This is a genomic window from Corynebacterium sp. USCH3 (assembly GCF_037619475.1).
Taxonomy (GTDB): Bacteria; Actinomycetota; Actinomycetes; order Mycobacteriales; family Mycobacteriaceae; genus Corynebacterium.
Genome location: NZ_JAQPZT010000005.1, coordinates 272,172 through 288,718 on the forward strand (window position 1 = coordinate 272,172; position 16,547 = coordinate 288,718).

The window sequence follows — 16,547 nt, forward strand, 5'->3', positions numbered from 1 at the left end:
ATGACTACAGAATCTGGCACACTGGACCAGCCCCTCGATCTGTTGATCGTGGGCGCGGGCCTCTCCGGGATCGACCTCGCCCACCACGTCGCCCAGAACTTCCCCCACTGGTCGTGGGAGATCCACGACGTCCACGACGACCTCGGTGGAACCTGGCACACCTTCACCTACCCGGGCATCCGCTCCGACTCGGACATGGCCACCTTCGGTTTCCCGTTCCGCCCCTGGCCGCACAAGGGCACGCTGGGGCAGGGCGCGGACATCAAGGAGTACATCCGGGACGTCGCCCGCGACTGCGGGGCCCTGGAACGTCTGCGGACCGGTTCCTGGATCAAGGACGCCGACTGGCGGACCGACAGGAAGCTCTACGCCGTCACCGCCGTGACCGACGAGGGTGAGCGCACGATCTACACGCGCCGGGTGCACTACGCCTCCGGCTACTACTCCCACGGCAAGGGGTTCCGTCCTGAATTCCCCGGTGAACAGGACTTCACCGGTCAGATCATCCACCCGCAGGAGTGGCCGGACGACCTGAACGTCGACGGGTCGAAAATCGTCGTCATCGGCTCCGGCGCCACCGCCATCACGCTGATCCCGGCGCTGGAGAAGGCCGGTGCGGACGTCACCATGCTGCAGCGCAGCCCCAGTTACGTCGCTCCGCTGCCGGAGGTCGACATCATCAGCAGCATCTGGAAGAGGCTCCTTCCTGCCGGACCCGCCTACCGGGCCGCACGGTTCAACCACGCCGCCCGGGACATGGCGCAGTTCGTCGTCGCCCAGCGGACCCCGTGGCTGTTCAAGAACGCGCTACGTCTGATGCAGCGTCCGTACCTGTCCAAGGACCAGATCGACGAGCACTTCACGCCCCGGTACAACCCCTGGGACCAGCGGGTCTGCAAGGCGCCCAACGGCGACATCTTCTCGGCGCTGAAGCGCAACGCCCACGTCGTCACCGACACCATCGACCGGTTCACCGCCGACGGTATCCGTCTGGCCTCGGGGAAGGAGCTGGACGCCGACATCATCGTCACCGCCACCGGACTGGAGATCGAGGTCTTCGGCGGCGGGACGCTCAGCATCGACGGCGAGCCTCTCGACAACCACCAGCAGGTCTTCTACCGCGGCATCATGCTCGCCGGCCTGCCGAACTTCAGCTTCACCGTCGGCTACGTGAACGCCTCGTGGACGCTGCGGTCCGACATGGTGTCGCGCTACATGGTCAAGCTGTGGAAGACCGGCGAGGAGTTCTACAGCCCCGCCCTGCCGCCCGGTCGGAACGACCGTCCGTTGCTCGACTTCGCCGCCGGGTACATCCAGCGCGGCGAACACCGCCTTCCCACCCAGGGAGACGGGTCACCCTGGCAGTACACGCAGAACTACCTCACGGAGCTTCCGGAACTCGCCTACGGTGACCAGCGTCGCGACATGGTCTTCGGCGACCGGTGCCTGGAGCTCGCGGGCAGTGCCCGTCCCGGGCCGGACGTCCAGACCGTCCATACCGACAGTCCGTTCGTCGAGACCGACACCCGCGCGCTCCCGCCCACCGAGACCGTCACCGTGGACGGTCGCACGGTACGCGTGCGCCGCGGCGGGCCCGCTGCCCGGCAGGACGGGCGGGAGAGCCGGGACGCCGTCGTGATGATCCACGGCATCGGGCGGTCCCTGGAGGACTGGGACGACCAGGCGGCCCTCATCGGGGAGAACAGCCGCTACATCGCCCTGGACATCCCCGGCTTCGGCTTCAGCGACCCCGCGGCCCGCGTCACACTCGCCGACACCGCCGCGCTGCTGTGGAAGGTGCTTGACGAGCTCGGGGAGACCGGCGTCAACCTGGTCGGCAACTCGCTCGGTGGCGCGCTCTCGATGGAGATGACCGCGCAACGTCCGGACGCCGTGTCCAGCGTCTCCCTCGTGGACCCGGCAGGTTTCGGTGCCAGCACCACCCCGCTGCTGCGGTTGATCGCCATCCCCGGTCTCGGCCGGATCAACGCCGCGACCACCCGCCTGCGGGCCATGTACCAGCCGGTCGAGCACCTCATCCTGCGTCGACCTGGTTCGGCGACGCCCGGTCGGGTGAAGGTGCAGGGGAGAATCGCCCGCCATCCGCACCGCAACGCGACCTTCTACTCCTTCGTCCGGCACCTGGGTTCCCCGCTGGGGATCCGGGAAGGATGGCGCCGTGACCTGGTCGCCCGGTTCAACCAGGCCACCTCCGGGACGACCCCGGTCATGCTGTCCTGGGGCAGGAAGGACGCCATCCTGCCGTACTCGGACTTCCGGGCAGGGCTGGAGCAGATCGACGTCCGCGACGCCGTGGTCTTCGACAACTGCGGGCACATGCCCCAACTCGAGTACCCCCGTGAGTTCGCCGAACAGTACCAACGCTTCCTGTTCGGTGTCTGGGCGACACACGACGACTCCGAGCACGCCACCCAGGAAGAGACGGTGAACTGACCATGACCAGAACACAGCACCCCGGCGCCCGTACGGTGTTGGTGACCGGCGCAGCCTCTGGCCTGGGGCTGGAGATCTCCAAGCAGTTCCTGGGCAAGGGCGACCGGGTGATCCTGACCGACCTCCACGAGGAGACCCCGGCGAGCGTCCGGTCGCTGGGCGGAGACTGGAAGTACCGGAAACTCAACGTGACCAGCGACGAGGACTGGCAGGCCGCGGCGGATGACGTCGACTCCCTCGACATCCTCGTCAGCAACGCCGGTATCGCCATCGGTGGGCGGATCACCGAGACGACGATGGACACCTGGCAGAAGGCCCTGGACATCAACGTCCTCGGTTCTGTCCGGGGCCTCCGGGCCTTCGTCCCCAAGATCGGACCGGGCGGGCGGATCGTGCTCACGGCGTCAGCGGCCGGCCTCGTCCATGCGCCCGCCATGGCGACGTACAACGCCACCAAGGCGGCGACCGTTGCCCTCGGGGAGACCGTGGACGCCGAACTGAGGCACCGGAAGATCAGCACGACGGTGATCTGCCCCCAGTTCTTCAAGTCCGGGCTCGCAGACTCCCTGGTCGGTGACGACGACGCGATGGACGCCGTGGCACGGGTCCTGCTCAGCAGGACCTGGCTCACCTCGGAGATCATCGCGCGCCGGGCGGTGAAAGGCATCGAGGCCCGGCGCACGGTCGTCACCCCTGACGGCTTCGCCACATTCTCGTGGTACTCCAAGCGCTTCACCCGGATCCCCTACCTCTTCCTGCTCCGCACCATCGGGTGGGGAGTGGCGCGTCAGGTCCGGCGCTCGGAAGGGCAGGCCAAGCGCTGACCGAGACGCCGGTCAGCGCACCCCGAGTTTCTCCTTCTCCTCAGCCACGATGCCGCGAACATCATCACGGAGCTGTTCGGCGTCGAAGAGTGACCCGCCCTTGATCGTGTACCTGATCGCGGAGTGCCGACGTGCGACACCGTCGGTGTACCGGAGGGCACCGTGCCCGTACATGACCTTGAGGTTCGACAGCGGGTTCTCGTCCAGCACGATCAGATCGGCGTCCTTGCCGACCTCCACGGAGCCGGTCTGCGCATCCAGGCCCATGAGGCTCGCGGTGTCGAGGGTCGCCGCCCTCACGATGTCGAGGGGGTGGAAGCCGGCTTCACGAAGCAGCTCAAGTTCTTCGATGATCCCGAATCCGAAGGTCTTGTAGATGAACCCGGAATCGGAACCTGCAGTTACCCGGCCCCCTCGGTTCTTGAAGTCGAGGGTGAACTTCATCCAGCGGGTGTACGCCTGACGCCACGGTGCCTCCTGTTCCGAGCCCCAGTCGCCGTAAACGGAGCCGTGGCTGTCCGGGTCCGGTTCGAAGAAGTCCCAGAGCTGTGGGGCGGTGAAGTCTGCGTGCCATTCCGAGTTCCTGACCCGGGCGGCATCGCGGTGACCGATGTAGATGTTGAAGGTCGGACTCAAGGTGACACCGAGTGACAGGAATTCGTCGAGAGTCTCATCCCATGCGGCGGAACCCGGCTCCGCGGACTGCATCCAGAGCGGACCGCCACTGGCGTATCGCGCGGGTTCGTCACTGTAGTTGTAGCCGGCCGGGAAGTTCTGCACCGTTCTGTCACGGAACATCGCCTCCGGAAGGCCGTACCAGTGTTCGATGCTGCGGAGCCCCCACCGTGCCGTGGTCATGGCGTTGATCTGGCGGACCCTGCGCTGTTCATGGTGGCATGCGCTGTCCAGTCCGAGTGCCGTCGTCTCCTTGAGGGCGCCCTCGAACGCCTCCGGGGCGGCCCCCATGAACTTCACTCCCCGCGCACCACGGTCCGCCATCTTCTGCACCCACTGCGCCGCGGTCCGGGCATCGGTGATCGGACCGCCGTGTTCCGTGCCGAAAAAGGGGTAGGGGACGATACGCGGGGCCGCGATGTCGTGCTCGGCGCTCCGAGCGGACTCGCTGAGGCTGAAGTCCAGACCATTGAGGCAACCGACCTCGCGCACTGTGGTGACACCGTGGGCGAGCCACAACTTGTAGACGTAGTCGGCGCTGGGAGCCTGGTCGGGGTTCCCGATATGGACGTGCGAATCGACGAGGCCAGGCATGACGAAATGCCCGTCGAGGGCGATGACACGGGCATCGGGATGGGCCGTCGGAAGATCGATGTCGCCGACGATGGCTTTCGCGATCGGATCGGTCTTGTCCATGATGCTCTCGATACGTCCGTCCCGGAGGAGGATGTCCGCCGGACCGTAGGGAGGGGCACCCGTACCGTCGATGATGAAGACCGACTGCAGAATGACCGGCTCGCCGGGGGACGTCCCCCGGTTCCTGGGAGAGCCGGGCACCTGGAGCGCTGCCCCAGGGTTGTCGGATGGACCGGGCAGTCCGTTCTCGTGGTTCTGGCACATGGCAATCTGGGCCTTTCCTGTCAGTGGTGGGGCAGTGCGTACATCGGGTCAGGCCTCGTCGTCCATGAGGTCGAGGTCGTTCCAGGCACGTTCAATGGCGGAACTCGTCCGGTAGTCCGACGCCGACACGAGCTCCGAGAGAATGGCCTGGACCACCGCCATGGGAGCAGTGACCGACGGCATCCTGTCGATGCTCTCGACGGGGGCGACGATGAGGTGGTCGGCGTCCTTCCCGAGGGGGGAGGACGCGAGATCGGTGAGCACGGCCACGGTGGCACCTCGTTCGCGTGCGAGATGCGTGACGGTGCGGAGCGACCTGGTGAGACGCCAGATGTTGATCGTGAGGACGCAGTCCCCGTCCCGTAGCTGCGAGACCTCGACGACCTGGCTCGTCGCCGGGCCATCGGCGACGTGTACATCGAACCCGGCTATCCTCGCCTGGTACCCGAGCACACGGGCGGGGCCGGACCCTGTTCCTGTGGCGACCACGACCGTCCGGTTGGCCGCCCGAATGGATGCTGCGGTCGCGCGGATGGCGGCGACGTTCTCCGGGGTCTCCAGAGAGGCAAGATTCGACGCGTCCTTGTGGATCGTCAACATCGCGGCGTTGCCCGTGGAGAGTGACACGCCGGGGCCGGGGAGCGAGGAACCGTGGTAGACGTTGCGTAGAGCCAGGCGCAGATCGGGCCAACCGTTGAACCCGACCTGCTGCGCGGTGCGCACGACCGTGGAGACGTTGGCGCCGGCACGCTCGGCGACCTCGCGGCCGGAGGCGTACGAGGCGAACTGCGGGGAGTGGGCGAGTACGCTGACCACACGCTCGGCCTGGCTGCCCAGTGAAATGTCCCGTGTGAGCTCTGCGAGCCATTGGTCGGGTGCTGTCATCGGTGTCTCCTCACGATGTCTGTCCGTCTGTGTGAGTGGCGTGGGCGACGCGGAACTCATGGTTCGAGGCGGTGAGGTCCGGGCCAGCGGCCTCGGCGACGCCCGCGCTGAATTCGGTACGCACGGGGGAGTGCAGCCAGTTGTCGTAGCCGGCCTGGTCCTCCCACCATGCGGTCACCAGGATCCTGGTGGGATCCGCCGGATCCACGAGGAGCTGCGCGGAGACGGCCCCTGAGCTCTCCAGAACCTGCGCCTCCCGGTAGTAGGCGACCACGGCGTCGACGTTCTCGGCAGGGACGCGGAGTTCAAGGAGACTCATCGAGTGCATGCAATGAGTATTGCATAACGTAATGACGTGCACTAGCGCCGAGTGGTGGTCCGTAGAGGAGGAGGCAGGAGAAAGACCTGCAAGAGACGTGTTTATGTGCTGATTTCACATCTTTGTGCGGGTGGCCGGACGGGGAGGAGCGTGTTGCATCAGTGCATCACCGCGCTGTGGTCCGAGTTCTTGGACAGTGCCCTGAGGGGTGCTGCTTCTCCGGGCGGAGTGCTGTGACCTGCCCTGATGCAGGAATGTCGGGCGACGTGACGGACGGAACAAACATTGCAGAAAAAGAAAATCTGCAAAAAGTGTTGCAAGACACACCCCGCACCTCTACTGTTTCATTTCACATCGAAAGTGAATGGAGGTCGTGATGACCACATCAACAGGCGCAACGGGCGCACAGCAGGAAGAACTACTCGCACGTCTCGACAGGTTGGAGCCGGGGAAGCCGCACCGTCGGCTGATGGTGATGGGTGGTCTCGGCTACACCTTCGACTCATTCGACGGCCAGTTGATGGGCTACGCCCTCTCGGCCCTCATCGTCATCTGGGCCATCCCGTCGTCCGTCTCCGGATGGCTCCTCTCGTCGATCTTCTTCGGCTACCTCGTCGGGGCACTGATCTCCGGTGTGCTCGCCGACAGGTTCGGTCGCCGGAAACTCATGATGACGGCCCTCCTGATCTTCTCCGCGTGCAGTCTGCTGATGGGCACAGCGAACTCGGTGCCGGAGCTGTTCATCTGGCGTGCGCTCGCCGGCATCGGTATCGGTGCCGAGACGGCGCTGATCGCTCCCTACATCTCCGAATTCCTGCCTGCACGTGTCCGCGGTAAGTTCGTCTCCCGGACCGTCGGATTCCTGGCATTCGGGTACATCATCGCCGGTGTCCTCGCCCCGGTGATCATCTCCCCGAATCCGGAGACCGGCTGGCGGATCGCCGCAGTCGTCGCTGCCCTGCCTGTGGTGCTGCTGCTCTGGTGGCGGCGGTCGCTGCCTGAATCCCCCCGTTTCCTGCTGTCCAAGGGGCGTATCGACGAAGCCACCGCCGTCATCGAGGAGTTTGAACGCCGCAGTGGTGTCGATCCCGCCGAGAATGCCGCGGTCGCTGCCGAAACGCCGGCACCGAAGGCTGTCGGAGGGGACAACCTGGAGTCTGAAGCCACCGTGTCCAAGCGGGGACCGTTCTCCACCCTCGCCGCCCTGTGGCGGGGACCGCTGTTCCGGACGACGATGGTCATCTGGGTCCTCTGGTTCATCCTCACCGGCGTGAACTACGGGTTCGCCAGCTGGCTGCCCGCACTGCTCGTCACGGCAAAGGGATTCACGCTGACAGGCTCCTTCCTGTTCGCCTTCGTGACGGCGTTGGCGCAGCTCCCCGGCTACTACGTGGCCAGCCTGCTGATCGACAGGATGGAGCGCAAGTGGTTGATCGCGATCTACGCCACCGGTGCCACGGTCTCCGCCGTGATCGTCGCCCTGGCCGGCAATGCGGGAATCCTTCTGCTGGGATCGTCCTTGCTCGCCGCCTTCACCAACGGTGTCGCCGCCGTCTACTACACCTACACCTCCGAGCTCTACCCGACGTCTATCCGTGCGACCGGTATGGGGGTCGCCTCCGCCGTCGGTCGAGTCGGGGCGATCACCGCACCCATCGCCATCGGCTACATGTACGCCTCGATCGGCTTCACCAACGTCTTCCTCGTCCTGGTGGGTGCCCTGGTCGTGGCAGTCATCTTCATCGTGATCTTCGGTGAGAAGACGTCTGGTCGTGCTCTCAACGAGGACGTTCCAGACCACGCCTAGCGACAACGTCCCTGAAAACGTCTCTGAAAACGTCTCTGAAAAGGAGCTTCCATGCTTACCCGCATCATCAACGCACACACTCTGGAACCTGCGACAGGTGAACGTCAGCAGGGCGCCTGGATCGAGATCGAGGACGGGCGGATCACCGCCAGCGGTACAGGAGAACCGCCGAGTTCCGGGAACCGTGACGACGGTATCTCCGTGATCGATGCCGCCGGAGCCACGGTGATGCCGGGCCTGGTCGATGCCCATGTACACATCATGGTGACCAGCACTGACAACGCCGAGCGGGCGAACTGGTCCCCGGGGTACACCACCGTGCGCGCGTTGACGTCCGCCGGAGCTATGCTGCGACGCGGTTTCACCACCGTCCGGGACGTGGGAGGCGCCGACTACGGCATGGCCCGGGCACTGGACGAGGGGCTCATGCCCGGTCCGCGACTGATCTTCGGTGGTAAAGCCCTCTCCCAGACGGGTGGGCACGGCGACTTCAGTCCCCTGACCGATGATTCCTGCGGGTGCTGCCAGCTCAAACCAGATTTCGCCCGGGTGGTCGACGGGGTAGATGCCGTCCGACATGCTGCCCGCGATGAGTTCCGCAAGGGCGCCCACCACCTGAAGGTTCTGGTGTCCGGCGGCGTCGCCTCGCCCTCCGACGAGATCTCGGCTGTCCAGTACACCAGGGAGGAGGTTCGGGCCGCGGTCGTCGAGGCGGAGAACCACAACCGCTACGTCACCGTGCACGCCTACCATCCGCGGGCGGTGAATCAGGCGCTCGAAGAGGGTGTGCGCTGTGTGGAGCACGGCAACCTCATCGACGACGAGTCGATTCGCCTGCTCGTGGAGAACGACGCCTACCTGGTGCCCACCATCATCACCTATCAGGCGATGTACGAGGCAGGCGACGCATCCGGACTGTCACCGGTATCGCTGAAGAAGCTCGATGAAGTCCGTGAGGCGGCAGTCGACAACCTCGAGAAGGCCTACCGGGCCGGCGTCAACATCGTCTACGGCAGTGACCTTCTCGGTGACCTCCAGTACCGTCAGCTCGACGAGTTCAGCATCCGTGCCCAAGTTATCCCGACGATCGACGTCATCCGTAGCGCGACCAGCACAGCGGCCCGGCTGTTGAAGCTGGACGGCGAGATCGGCACACTCGCGGACGGTGCGCACGCCGACCTGCTCATCGTCGACGGTGACCCGGTCCAGGATATCTCCGTCCTGACCAACCCGGACCGCCACCTACGTCATGTCATCAAGGGTGGTGCCGTCGTCGAGGGTGGCCGCTGAGGATCAGGGACACATCTCAGGGTCTTCCCGGAGGTGCAACCGGGGTCCAGGCTCTACCCTCAGGAGGTAGAGATTGGGGAGAACCGTTCTCCCCACCGTGAGAGAGGACCAGACCAGTGGATTCCCGGCCGTCCCCGACAACAGCACGCTCCGCCGCCCGTGCCGAGGGCCTGACCAAGACCTACGGCGCGGGTGACACCCGCGTCACCGCGCTCGACGACGTGACCGTCGACTTCACCGCAGGTGAGTTCACCGCCATCATGGGGCCGTCGGGTTCCGGCAAATCCACCCTGATGCACTGCATGGCCGGTCTGGACAGCCCGACGTCCGGCTCCGCCTTCCTCGGTGACACCGACATCTCCGGTCTCGGCGACAAGGCGCTGACGACGCTGCGCCGCGACCGGCTCGGCTTCATCTTCCAGTCGTTCAACCTGGTGCCCACCCTCACCGCCGCGGAGAACATCACCCTGCCCATCGACATCGCCGGGGACAACGTCGACAAGGAATGGTTCGGGGAGATCACCTCCCGACTGGGTCTCACCGACCGGCTGGGCCACCGGCCCTCCGAACTCTCCGGTGGACAGCAGCAGCGCGTCGCCTGTGCCCGGGCCCTGGTGGCACGTCCCGAGATCATCGTCGGTGACGAGCCCACCGGCAACCTGGACTCCAACTCCTCGGCGGAGGTCCTGGACATCCTGCGTACCGCGGTCGACCGGGACAACCAGACCGTCGTCATCGTCACCCACGACGCCAAGGCCGCCGCCTACGCCGACCGTGTCGTCTTCCTCGCTGACGGGCGGATCGTCCACGAACTCCGTGACCCGGACGTGGAACAGATCCTCACCACGATGACCGGCATCGAAGGGCTGTAGGAACCATGTCCGCTGCATCCTCCGCATCCACCATGCGGCGCGTGTCGCTCCGCAATCTCGCCGCACACAAGATCCGCCTTGTACTGACCGTCCTGGCCGTTGTCCTGGGCACCGCCTTCATCGCCGGTTCACTGATGTTCACCTCATCGCTGCAGAAGACCTTCGACACGCTCACCGAGTCCACCACCAGGGGCATCGACGTCGTCGTCTCCGCCCCGCAGTCCGGCTCGTCCCTGCCACTTGATCTCGGCGACGACCTTGCCGAGATCCCCGGTGTGGAGAGGGTCAACCTCAGTGACCAGGTGACCGTCGTCGTGGCCACCGAGAAGGACGGCACCCGGGAGACCCTGCAGACCGGCGGGGCACCCGCTTTCGCCATGCCCTGGTACGAGCCGGGCGACGCCGTCGGTCCCGACACCGGCATCGTCGACGGCACATCGCCCCGTGGTCCCGACGAAGTCGCCGTCAACAGCACCGCCGCGGAGTCCCATGACCTCGCTGTCGGGCAGAAACTCACCGTCGTGGACACCTCGGGCAGTCACCCCGTCACCATCTCCGGCATCTACGACATCGACATCGACGGTGGTGGATTCCTCGGCGTGATGATGGACGAACCCGCTTTCGTCGACACCTTCACCGACGGCACCACGGGCAACGAGTTCTCCCTGGCTGCAGCCCCGGGGACCAGCCCCGAGGCTCTCGCATCCCAGGTCAGTGACAGTCTCGCCGCCGACCATCCCGAGTTGGGGGACGTTGACGTCAAGACCGGTGCCCAGGTCGGTGAGGAGCAGGCGGCGCAGATCGACGAGGCACTCAGCTTCGTCAACTACTTCCTCATCGCCTTCGGCCTCATCGCGCTGGTTGTCGGCACGTTCATCATCGCCAACACCTTCTCCATGATCGTCGCCCAGCGGATGCGTGAGTTCGCCCTGCTGCGCTCGCTGGGGGTCGCCTCGAAGCAGCTCACCGTCTCGGTGGTCTTCGAGGCGGTCATCGTCGGCGTCATCGGCTCCCTGCTCGGTGTCCTCGCCGGCATCGGGTTGACCCAGGTCATCTACGCCGTCATCGGGTCCACCGGGGCGGGGCTGCCGAACACCGGCGTCGAGGTCACCGTCGGTTCCGTCCTGTTGCCGCTGGTCCTCGGTGTGATCGTCACCGTCCTCTCGGCGTGGGCCCCGGCCCGGCGTGCCGGTGCAGTCCGTCCGGTCGAGGCGATGCGCTCCGGCGACCAGTCGTCCGGGTCCCCGTTGCGGGGGCGCACCACCGTCGGTGTCGTCCTCTTCCTCGCCGGTGTGGCGGCCGCGCTGGTCGGAGTCCTGCTCAGCGGGTCCGACACCGGGCCGCGCGCGGCACTGGTCGGGGTCGGTGCACTCGGTGTGGTCCTGGGGACGTTCCTGCTGTCGCCGGCCCTCTCGATCCCCGTGGTGCGTGGGATCGGGGGAGTGGTCGGGGCACCCTTCGGGCAGGTCGGACGGCTTGCCGCCACCAACTCGGGACGCAACCCCCGGCGTACGGCGACCACCGCGTTCGCCCTGACCCTCGGTGTGGCACTGGTGGCGTGCATCGGGATGCTCGGCGCATCCATGAAGGCGTCCATCAGCGGTTTCATCGGCGATTCCGTGCAGTCCGACTACGTCCTCTCCGGGCCGTCCAACGGTGCCTTCCCGGTGCCGCAGTCAGCCCTGGACGCTGTGCGCGACACCGACGGGGTCGAGGCGGCCGCCGGCTTCGGTTTCCTGCCGGTCACGGTCGGCGGATTCAGTGGCGGCACCGGCGTCATCGAGGGCGACCCGACCGTGTCCGGCGGGCTGGTGGCCGCCGACGGCGACATCTCCCTGGACACCCCCGGTGTCATCGCGGACGAGGAGGTCGCCGCGTCCGAAGGGTGGCGGGTCGGCGACGAGCTGCCCCTCACCGTCCGCATGCCCGACGGCGCCGAGCGCGAGATCGGTGAGGCGCCACTGCAGGGCACCTACGAACCCAACGAGCTCTTCGGTCAGCATCTTGTGTCCTGGTCGGCACTCGAGCCGCTGGCTGCGCAGCTCGGCACCGGCGCCTCGGCGAACCTCTACGCCGTCTTCGTCAACGGTGACGGGTCGATCGACACCGACACGCTGCGCGACAGGTTGGAGGCCGCCACCGCCGACCAGATCGTCGTCCAGGTGCTGACCCCGGAGGAGTACGCCGGCGAGCAGGCCGTCCTCATCGACCAGATGCTCAATGTCCTCTACGCGCTGCTGGCCCTGGCGGTGATCGTGGCGGTGCTCGGCATCATCAACACCCTCGCGCTGAACGTCATCGAGCGGCGTCAGGAGATCGGGATGCTGCGCGCCGTGGGCACACTGCGCGGCCAGGTGCGACGCATGATCACCCTGGAAGCCGTCCAGATCTCGCTCTACGGTGCGCTGGTGGGCGTGGTCGTCGGCCTGGGACTGGGCTGGGCGTTCCTCGAGGTGCTGGCCGGCGAGGGCCTCACCGAGACCGCCGTGCCGTGGGGTCAGGTCGTCGGCATGGTCGTGGCCTCGGGGGTGGTCGGCGTGGTCGCTGCAGCCTGGCCCGCGGTGAAGGCGTCGCGGGTGAAGCCGTTGGAGGCGATCGCCGACTGAACGGTGGGCGGGGTGTCGCGGGTCACGGAATACCCGGCACTGCTGTCGGGTTAAGGATTAGTTCCTAATTCTTATTCAGTGACATCAGTGACAGGAGTGGCCCACCGTGCACGACAGCACCGAGCGACAGTCCCGGCGGGACGCCCGCCGGGACGCCAGACAGACCCGCAGCGCTGAACGCAAGGCGCTGCGGGCGGGCCCACCGCCACCGAAGGCAGGCCCGCCGAACCGTCGTTTCTGGGCGGCGGTGACCGTCCTGTCCCTGGGCGGGCTGCTTTTCGGTTACGACACCGGGGTGATCAACGGCGCGCTCCCGTCGATGACCGCGGACCTGGGGCTCGAGGAACGCTACGAGGGGATCGTCACCTCCGCGCTCCAGTTCGGTGCGATCTTCGGTGCGATCTTCGGCGGCCGCGTCGCCGACCGGATCGGTCGCCACCGCACCATCGCGATCGTCGCGGTGGTCTTCATCCTCGGCTCCCTGGGATCGGTCCTCTCGCCGTCCTGGGTGGTCCTGATGTTGTGCCGCATGGTCCTGGGTGTCGCCGTGGGGTCCGCCTCCGGCATCATCCCGATCTACCTTGCCGAGCTCGCCCCCACCCACCTGCGCGGACGCGTGGTGAACCAGAACGAGTTCATGGTCGTCTTCGGCCAGTTCCTCGCCTTCAGCTTCAACGCGCTCATCGCGCGTGCCGGGGGTGCGGAGGAGAGCGGGACGTGGCGCTGGATGCTGGCGATCTGCCTGGTCCCGGCCATCGCGTTGTGGGTCGGCATGACGATCGTCCCTGAGTCCCCGCGCTGGCTCGCCGGTCACGGTCGCATCGAGGACATGCTCAACGCCCTGCGCACCATCCGTGAGAAGGTCTACGGCTCACCGGACTACGAGACCTCACGCTACGGCGGGGACGCGCCCCGTCCCGACAGTGACGAGATCACCCACCCGGTCTCCGGTGACGTCGAGGGCGTGCGCACCCTCGCCGACCACGATGCCGGGGCGTCGTCCCGCCGGTTCCGCGACCTCTTCGCCGAACCGTGGATGCGGCGGGTGATGCTCATCGGTTTCGGCATGGCGGTGATCAACCAGATCTCCGGGATCAACGTCATCCAGTACTACGGGGTGACGATCCTGACGCAGGCCGGCTTCGAGGGCAACACCGCCTTCACCGTGAACCTGCTGATCGGCATTGCGGGCGTGATCGGCATGGTGCTGTCGATGGTTCTGAACTCCCGGGTGCGCCGGCGTCGGATGCTGATGAGCGGCCTGACCGGGACAGTCATCACACTGACCCTCATGGGGACGGTGTCGATGCTCGTGCCGGACGACGTCGAGGCGAAGAAGTGGATCATTCTGGCCGCCATCGTGGCTTTCGTTGGCATCATGCAGTGCGCTGTCGGCGCCATGACCTGGCTCTTCATGTCGGAGATCTTCCCGATGCGCGTCCGCGGCGAGGCCATGGGCCTGGCGGCGGGGGTGCAGTGGTCGGTCAACTTCTGCGTCGCCCTGTTCTTCCCGTACCTCATGGACGCCATCGGGTTCGGTCCCACGGTGTTCATCTTCGTCGGTCTGCAGCTCATCGCCCTGGTGTGGGTCTACCGCCTGGTCCCGGAGACCAAGGACAAGACCCTGGAAACCATCGAGCAGGAGTTCCGTGACACGGTGTCGGCTGGTGTCGGCTTAGGTCAGCGAAAGAATACATAGCCCGCTGTTGTATCTGTCGGGCCGGCGACTAGAGTTTCACAGGTCCCACAACTGAACCTATGACGTCCACGGTGCCGGGCCCACGGCGAAAACCCGGCGCTGTCACGTCCGTGAAAGCGAGCCAACGACATGGCCGACACCAACACTGTCTCCCCGATCCGCGAACTTACCGTCCGCGCAGTCATCCTCGGTGGCCTGATCACCCTGGTGTTCACCGCCGCGAACGTGTACCTGGGGCTGAAGGTCGGTCTGACCTTCGCCACCTCGATCCCGGCCGCGGTGATCTCGATGGCGGTGCTGCGCCGACTGCAGAACCACAGCATCACCGAGAACAACATCGTGCAGACCATCGCGTCCGCCGCCGGCACCCTGTCGGCGATCATCTTCGTGCTGCCCGGCCTGATCATGATCGGTTGGTGGACCGGATTCCCGTACTGGACGACGATGCTGGTCTGCCTCATCGGCGGCATCCTCGGAGTCCTGTACTCGATCCCGCTGCGTCGGGCCCTGGTCACCGGTTCTGACCTGCCGTTCCCGGAGGGTGTCGCGGCGGCCGAGGTGCTCAAGGTCGGTGATGACGACCCCTCCGACGCCTCAGGCTCCTCCAACCAGGACAACCGGGACGGGCTGCGCGCCATCGTCGTCGGTGGCCTGGCGTCCGCCGGTATGTCGCTGCTGTCAGCACTGAAGGTCACCGCCGGTGAACTGGCCGCGACCTTCCGCGTCGGCGCCGGCGGCACCATGGTCGGGTCCAGCCTGTCGCTGGCGTTGATCGGTGTCGGCCACCTCGTCGGCCCGACGGTGGGTATCGCGATGATCGTCGGTCTGCTGATCTCCTTCGGGGTCCTGCTGCCGACCTTCACCAGCGGTGCGGTGCCGTCGGTCGGGGACATCTCCGAGGTGGTCTCGACCACCTTCGCCGGCGACGTCCGTTTCGTCGGCGCCGGGGCGATGGCGATCGCCGCCGTCTGGACCCTGCTGAAGATCATCGGCCCGGTCGTCCGCGGGATCGCCGCGTCGCTGGCGGCGTCCCGCGCCCGTAGACAGGGCGAGCAGGTCGCGCTGACCGAACGCGACATCCCGGTGAAGGTGCTCGTGATCGGCGTCCTGGTGCTGATGCTGCCCATCGGCTGGCTGCTGTGGTCCTTCCTCAGCGGTACCGGGGTCAGCCACCACACCGGATCGCTGATCACGCTGAGCATCCTGTTCGTGCTGCTGCTCGGTCTGATCATCGCCGCGGTGTGTGGCTACATGGCCGGCCTGATCGGCTCGTCCAACAGCCCGATCTCCGGTGTCGGTGTCATCGTGGTGCTGCTCGCGGCCCTGCTGATCAAGCTAGTGACCGGCAACGACGACGGTGGGCACCCCACCGCCCTGGTGGCCTACACCCTGTTCACCGCGACGGTGGTCTTCGGTGTCGCGACGATCTCGAACGACAACCTGCAGGACCTCAAGACCGGTCAGCTGGTCGGGGCCACGCCCTGGAAGCAGCAGACGGCCCTGATCATCGGTGTGGTCTTCGGTTCGCTGATCATCCCGCCGGTGATGGGCCTGATGGCGACCGCCTTCGGTTTCGCCGGCACCCCGGGTGCCGGGCCGGACGCGCTGGCCGCGCCGCAGGCGGGTCTGCTGTCCTCGGTGGCCGAAGGAATCTTCGGCGACTCGCTGGACTGGGGTCTCATCGGTCTGGGCGCGTTGATCGGCATCGGTGTCATCGTCGTCGACGAGGTGGTACGGCAGGTGTCCGGCAAGCGTTTCGGACTGCCGCCACTGGCCGTGGGCATGGGCATGTACCTGCCGATCAGCCTCACGCTGATCATCCCGCTGGGTGCGTTCCTCGGCTGGTTCTACAACCGGTGGGCGGACGGACGGGCCAACGCCACCTCGGCGAAGCGCCTCGGCGTGCTCGGGGCGACGGGCCTGATCGTCGGTGAGAGTCTGTTCGGTGTGCTGAACGCCGGCATCATCGCCGGTACCGGTGACTCCGACGCCCTGGCGATCATGCCCGAGGGGTGGGCAGGCCCCTCCCAGTGGGTCGGTGCGCTGGTGTTCGTCGGCATCATCCTGGGCGTGTACCGCTGGGTGCAGGCACGCTCGTCCCGGTCCTCCCGCGCGGCCGAGGCGGACGAGTCGGCTACGGGCGTCCCCTCGGCGAAGTAGTTGACGTGTCAACTATGGTAGCGTCGTAGCGGTAGAGCAACAGAGAACCCCTTTCT

General features: G+C 66.5%; 11 protein-coding genes. 8 read left to right on the forward strand and 3 right to left on the reverse strand.

Features of this window, described 5'->3' with window-relative positions; translation table 11 throughout:
• A complete protein-coding gene (locus tag PQI66_RS12355) occupies window positions 1–2,454 on the forward strand; it encodes an alpha/beta fold hydrolase (RefSeq protein ID WP_339998689.1) in 2,454 nt (817 codons plus the stop codon).
• A gap of 2 nt (window positions 2,455–2,456) precedes the next feature.
• Window positions 2,457–3,278 (forward strand): SDR family NAD(P)-dependent oxidoreductase, encoded by an 822-nt coding sequence (locus PQI66_RS12360; protein ID WP_339998691.1) that lies wholly within the window; start codon window positions 2,457–2,459, stop codon window positions 3,276–3,278.
• A 12-nt stretch (window positions 3,279–3,290) separates the two neighbouring features.
• On the opposite strand, the gene PQI66_RS12365 is transcribed toward PQI66_RS12360, so the two are convergent.
• The 3 genes from PQI66_RS12365 to PQI66_RS12375 all read right to left on the reverse strand — a co-directional run bounded on the left by PQI66_RS12365 (window position 3,291) and on the right by PQI66_RS12375 (window position 6,066).
• Window positions 3,291–4,790: an amidohydrolase family protein gene (locus PQI66_RS12365; RefSeq protein WP_339998694.1), complete on the reverse strand. Its 1,500-nt coding sequence runs from the start codon at window positions 4,788–4,790 to the stop codon at window positions 3,291–3,293.
• 111 nt (window positions 4,791–4,901) lie between these two features.
• A complete protein-coding gene (locus PQI66_RS12370) occupies window positions 4,902–5,738 on the reverse strand; it encodes a MurR/RpiR family transcriptional regulator (RefSeq protein WP_339998696.1) in 837 nt (278 codons plus the stop codon).
• 10 nt (window positions 5,739–5,748) lie between these two features.
• Entirely contained in the window at window positions 5,749–6,066 is a 318-nt protein-coding gene (locus PQI66_RS12375) for a putative quinol monooxygenase (protein ID WP_339998697.1), read from the reverse strand.
• 367 nt (window positions 6,067–6,433) lie between these two features.
• Between PQI66_RS12375 and PQI66_RS12380 the strand changes: the two genes are divergently transcribed.
• From PQI66_RS12380 to PQI66_RS12405, 6 genes are all read left to right on the forward strand, one after another.
• On the forward strand, window positions 6,434–7,864 hold the full coding sequence (locus PQI66_RS12380; RefSeq protein ID WP_339998699.1) for an MFS transporter: 1,431 nt from the start codon (window positions 6,434–6,436) through the stop codon (window positions 7,862–7,864).
• Between the two features lie 51 nt (window positions 7,865–7,915).
• The gene (locus tag PQI66_RS12385) at window positions 7,916–9,154 is read left to right on the forward strand and encodes a metal-dependent hydrolase family protein (protein WP_075816252.1); all 1,239 of its coding nucleotides are present in this window, start codon (window positions 7,916–7,918) and stop codon (window positions 9,152–9,154) included.
• Between the two features lie 116 nt (window positions 9,155–9,270).
• Window positions 9,271–10,026 (forward strand): ABC transporter ATP-binding protein, encoded by a 756-nt coding sequence (locus PQI66_RS12390; RefSeq protein WP_339998700.1) that lies wholly within the window; start codon window positions 9,271–9,273, stop codon window positions 10,024–10,026.
• Window positions 10,027–10,031: 5 nt separating this feature from the next.
• Entirely contained in the window at window positions 10,032–12,632 is a 2,601-nt protein-coding gene (locus PQI66_RS12395; RefSeq protein WP_339998702.1) for an ABC transporter permease, read from the forward strand.
• Window positions 12,633–12,738: 106 nt separating this feature from the next.
• Window positions 12,739–14,331, forward strand: a complete 1,593-nt coding sequence (locus PQI66_RS12400; RefSeq protein WP_339998704.1) for an MFS transporter — start codon at window positions 12,739–12,741, stop codon at window positions 14,329–14,331.
• A gap of 129 nt (window positions 14,332–14,460) precedes the next feature.
• Window positions 14,461–16,491, forward strand: coding sequence for an OPT family oligopeptide transporter (locus tag PQI66_RS12405; protein WP_339998706.1), 2,031 nt, complete (start codon window positions 14,461–14,463; stop codon window positions 16,489–16,491).
• Window positions 16,492–16,547 lie beyond the last annotated feature (56 nt).

Excerpts from the sequence above, each read along its gene's own strand:
- PQI66_RS12355 (WP_339998689.1), top strand. The coding sequence starts at position 1 with ATGACTACAGAATCTGGCACACTGGACCAGCCCCTCGATCTGTTGATC.
- PQI66_RS12360 (WP_339998691.1), top strand. The coding sequence starts at position 2,457 with ATGACCAGAACACAGCACCCCGGCGCCCGTACGGTGTTGGTGACCGGC.
- PQI66_RS12370 (WP_339998696.1), bottom strand. The coding sequence starts at position 5,738 with ATGACAGCACCCGACCAATGGCTCGCAGAGCTCACACGGGACATTTCA.
- PQI66_RS12375 (WP_339998697.1), bottom strand. The coding sequence starts at position 6,066 with ATGCACTCGATGAGTCTCCTTGAACTCCGCGTCCCTGCCGAGAACGTC.
- PQI66_RS12380 (WP_339998699.1), top strand. The coding sequence starts at position 6,434 with ATGACCACATCAACAGGCGCAACGGGCGCACAGCAGGAAGAACTACTC.
- PQI66_RS12385 (WP_075816252.1), top strand. The coding sequence starts at position 7,916 with ATGCTTACCCGCATCATCAACGCACACACTCTGGAACCTGCGACAGGT.
- PQI66_RS12395 (WP_339998702.1), top strand. The coding sequence starts at position 10,032 with ATGTCCGCTGCATCCTCCGCATCCACCATGCGGCGCGTGTCGCTCCGC.
- PQI66_RS12405 (WP_339998706.1), top strand. The coding sequence starts at position 14,461 with ATGGCCGACACCAACACTGTCTCCCCGATCCGCGAACTTACCGTCCGC.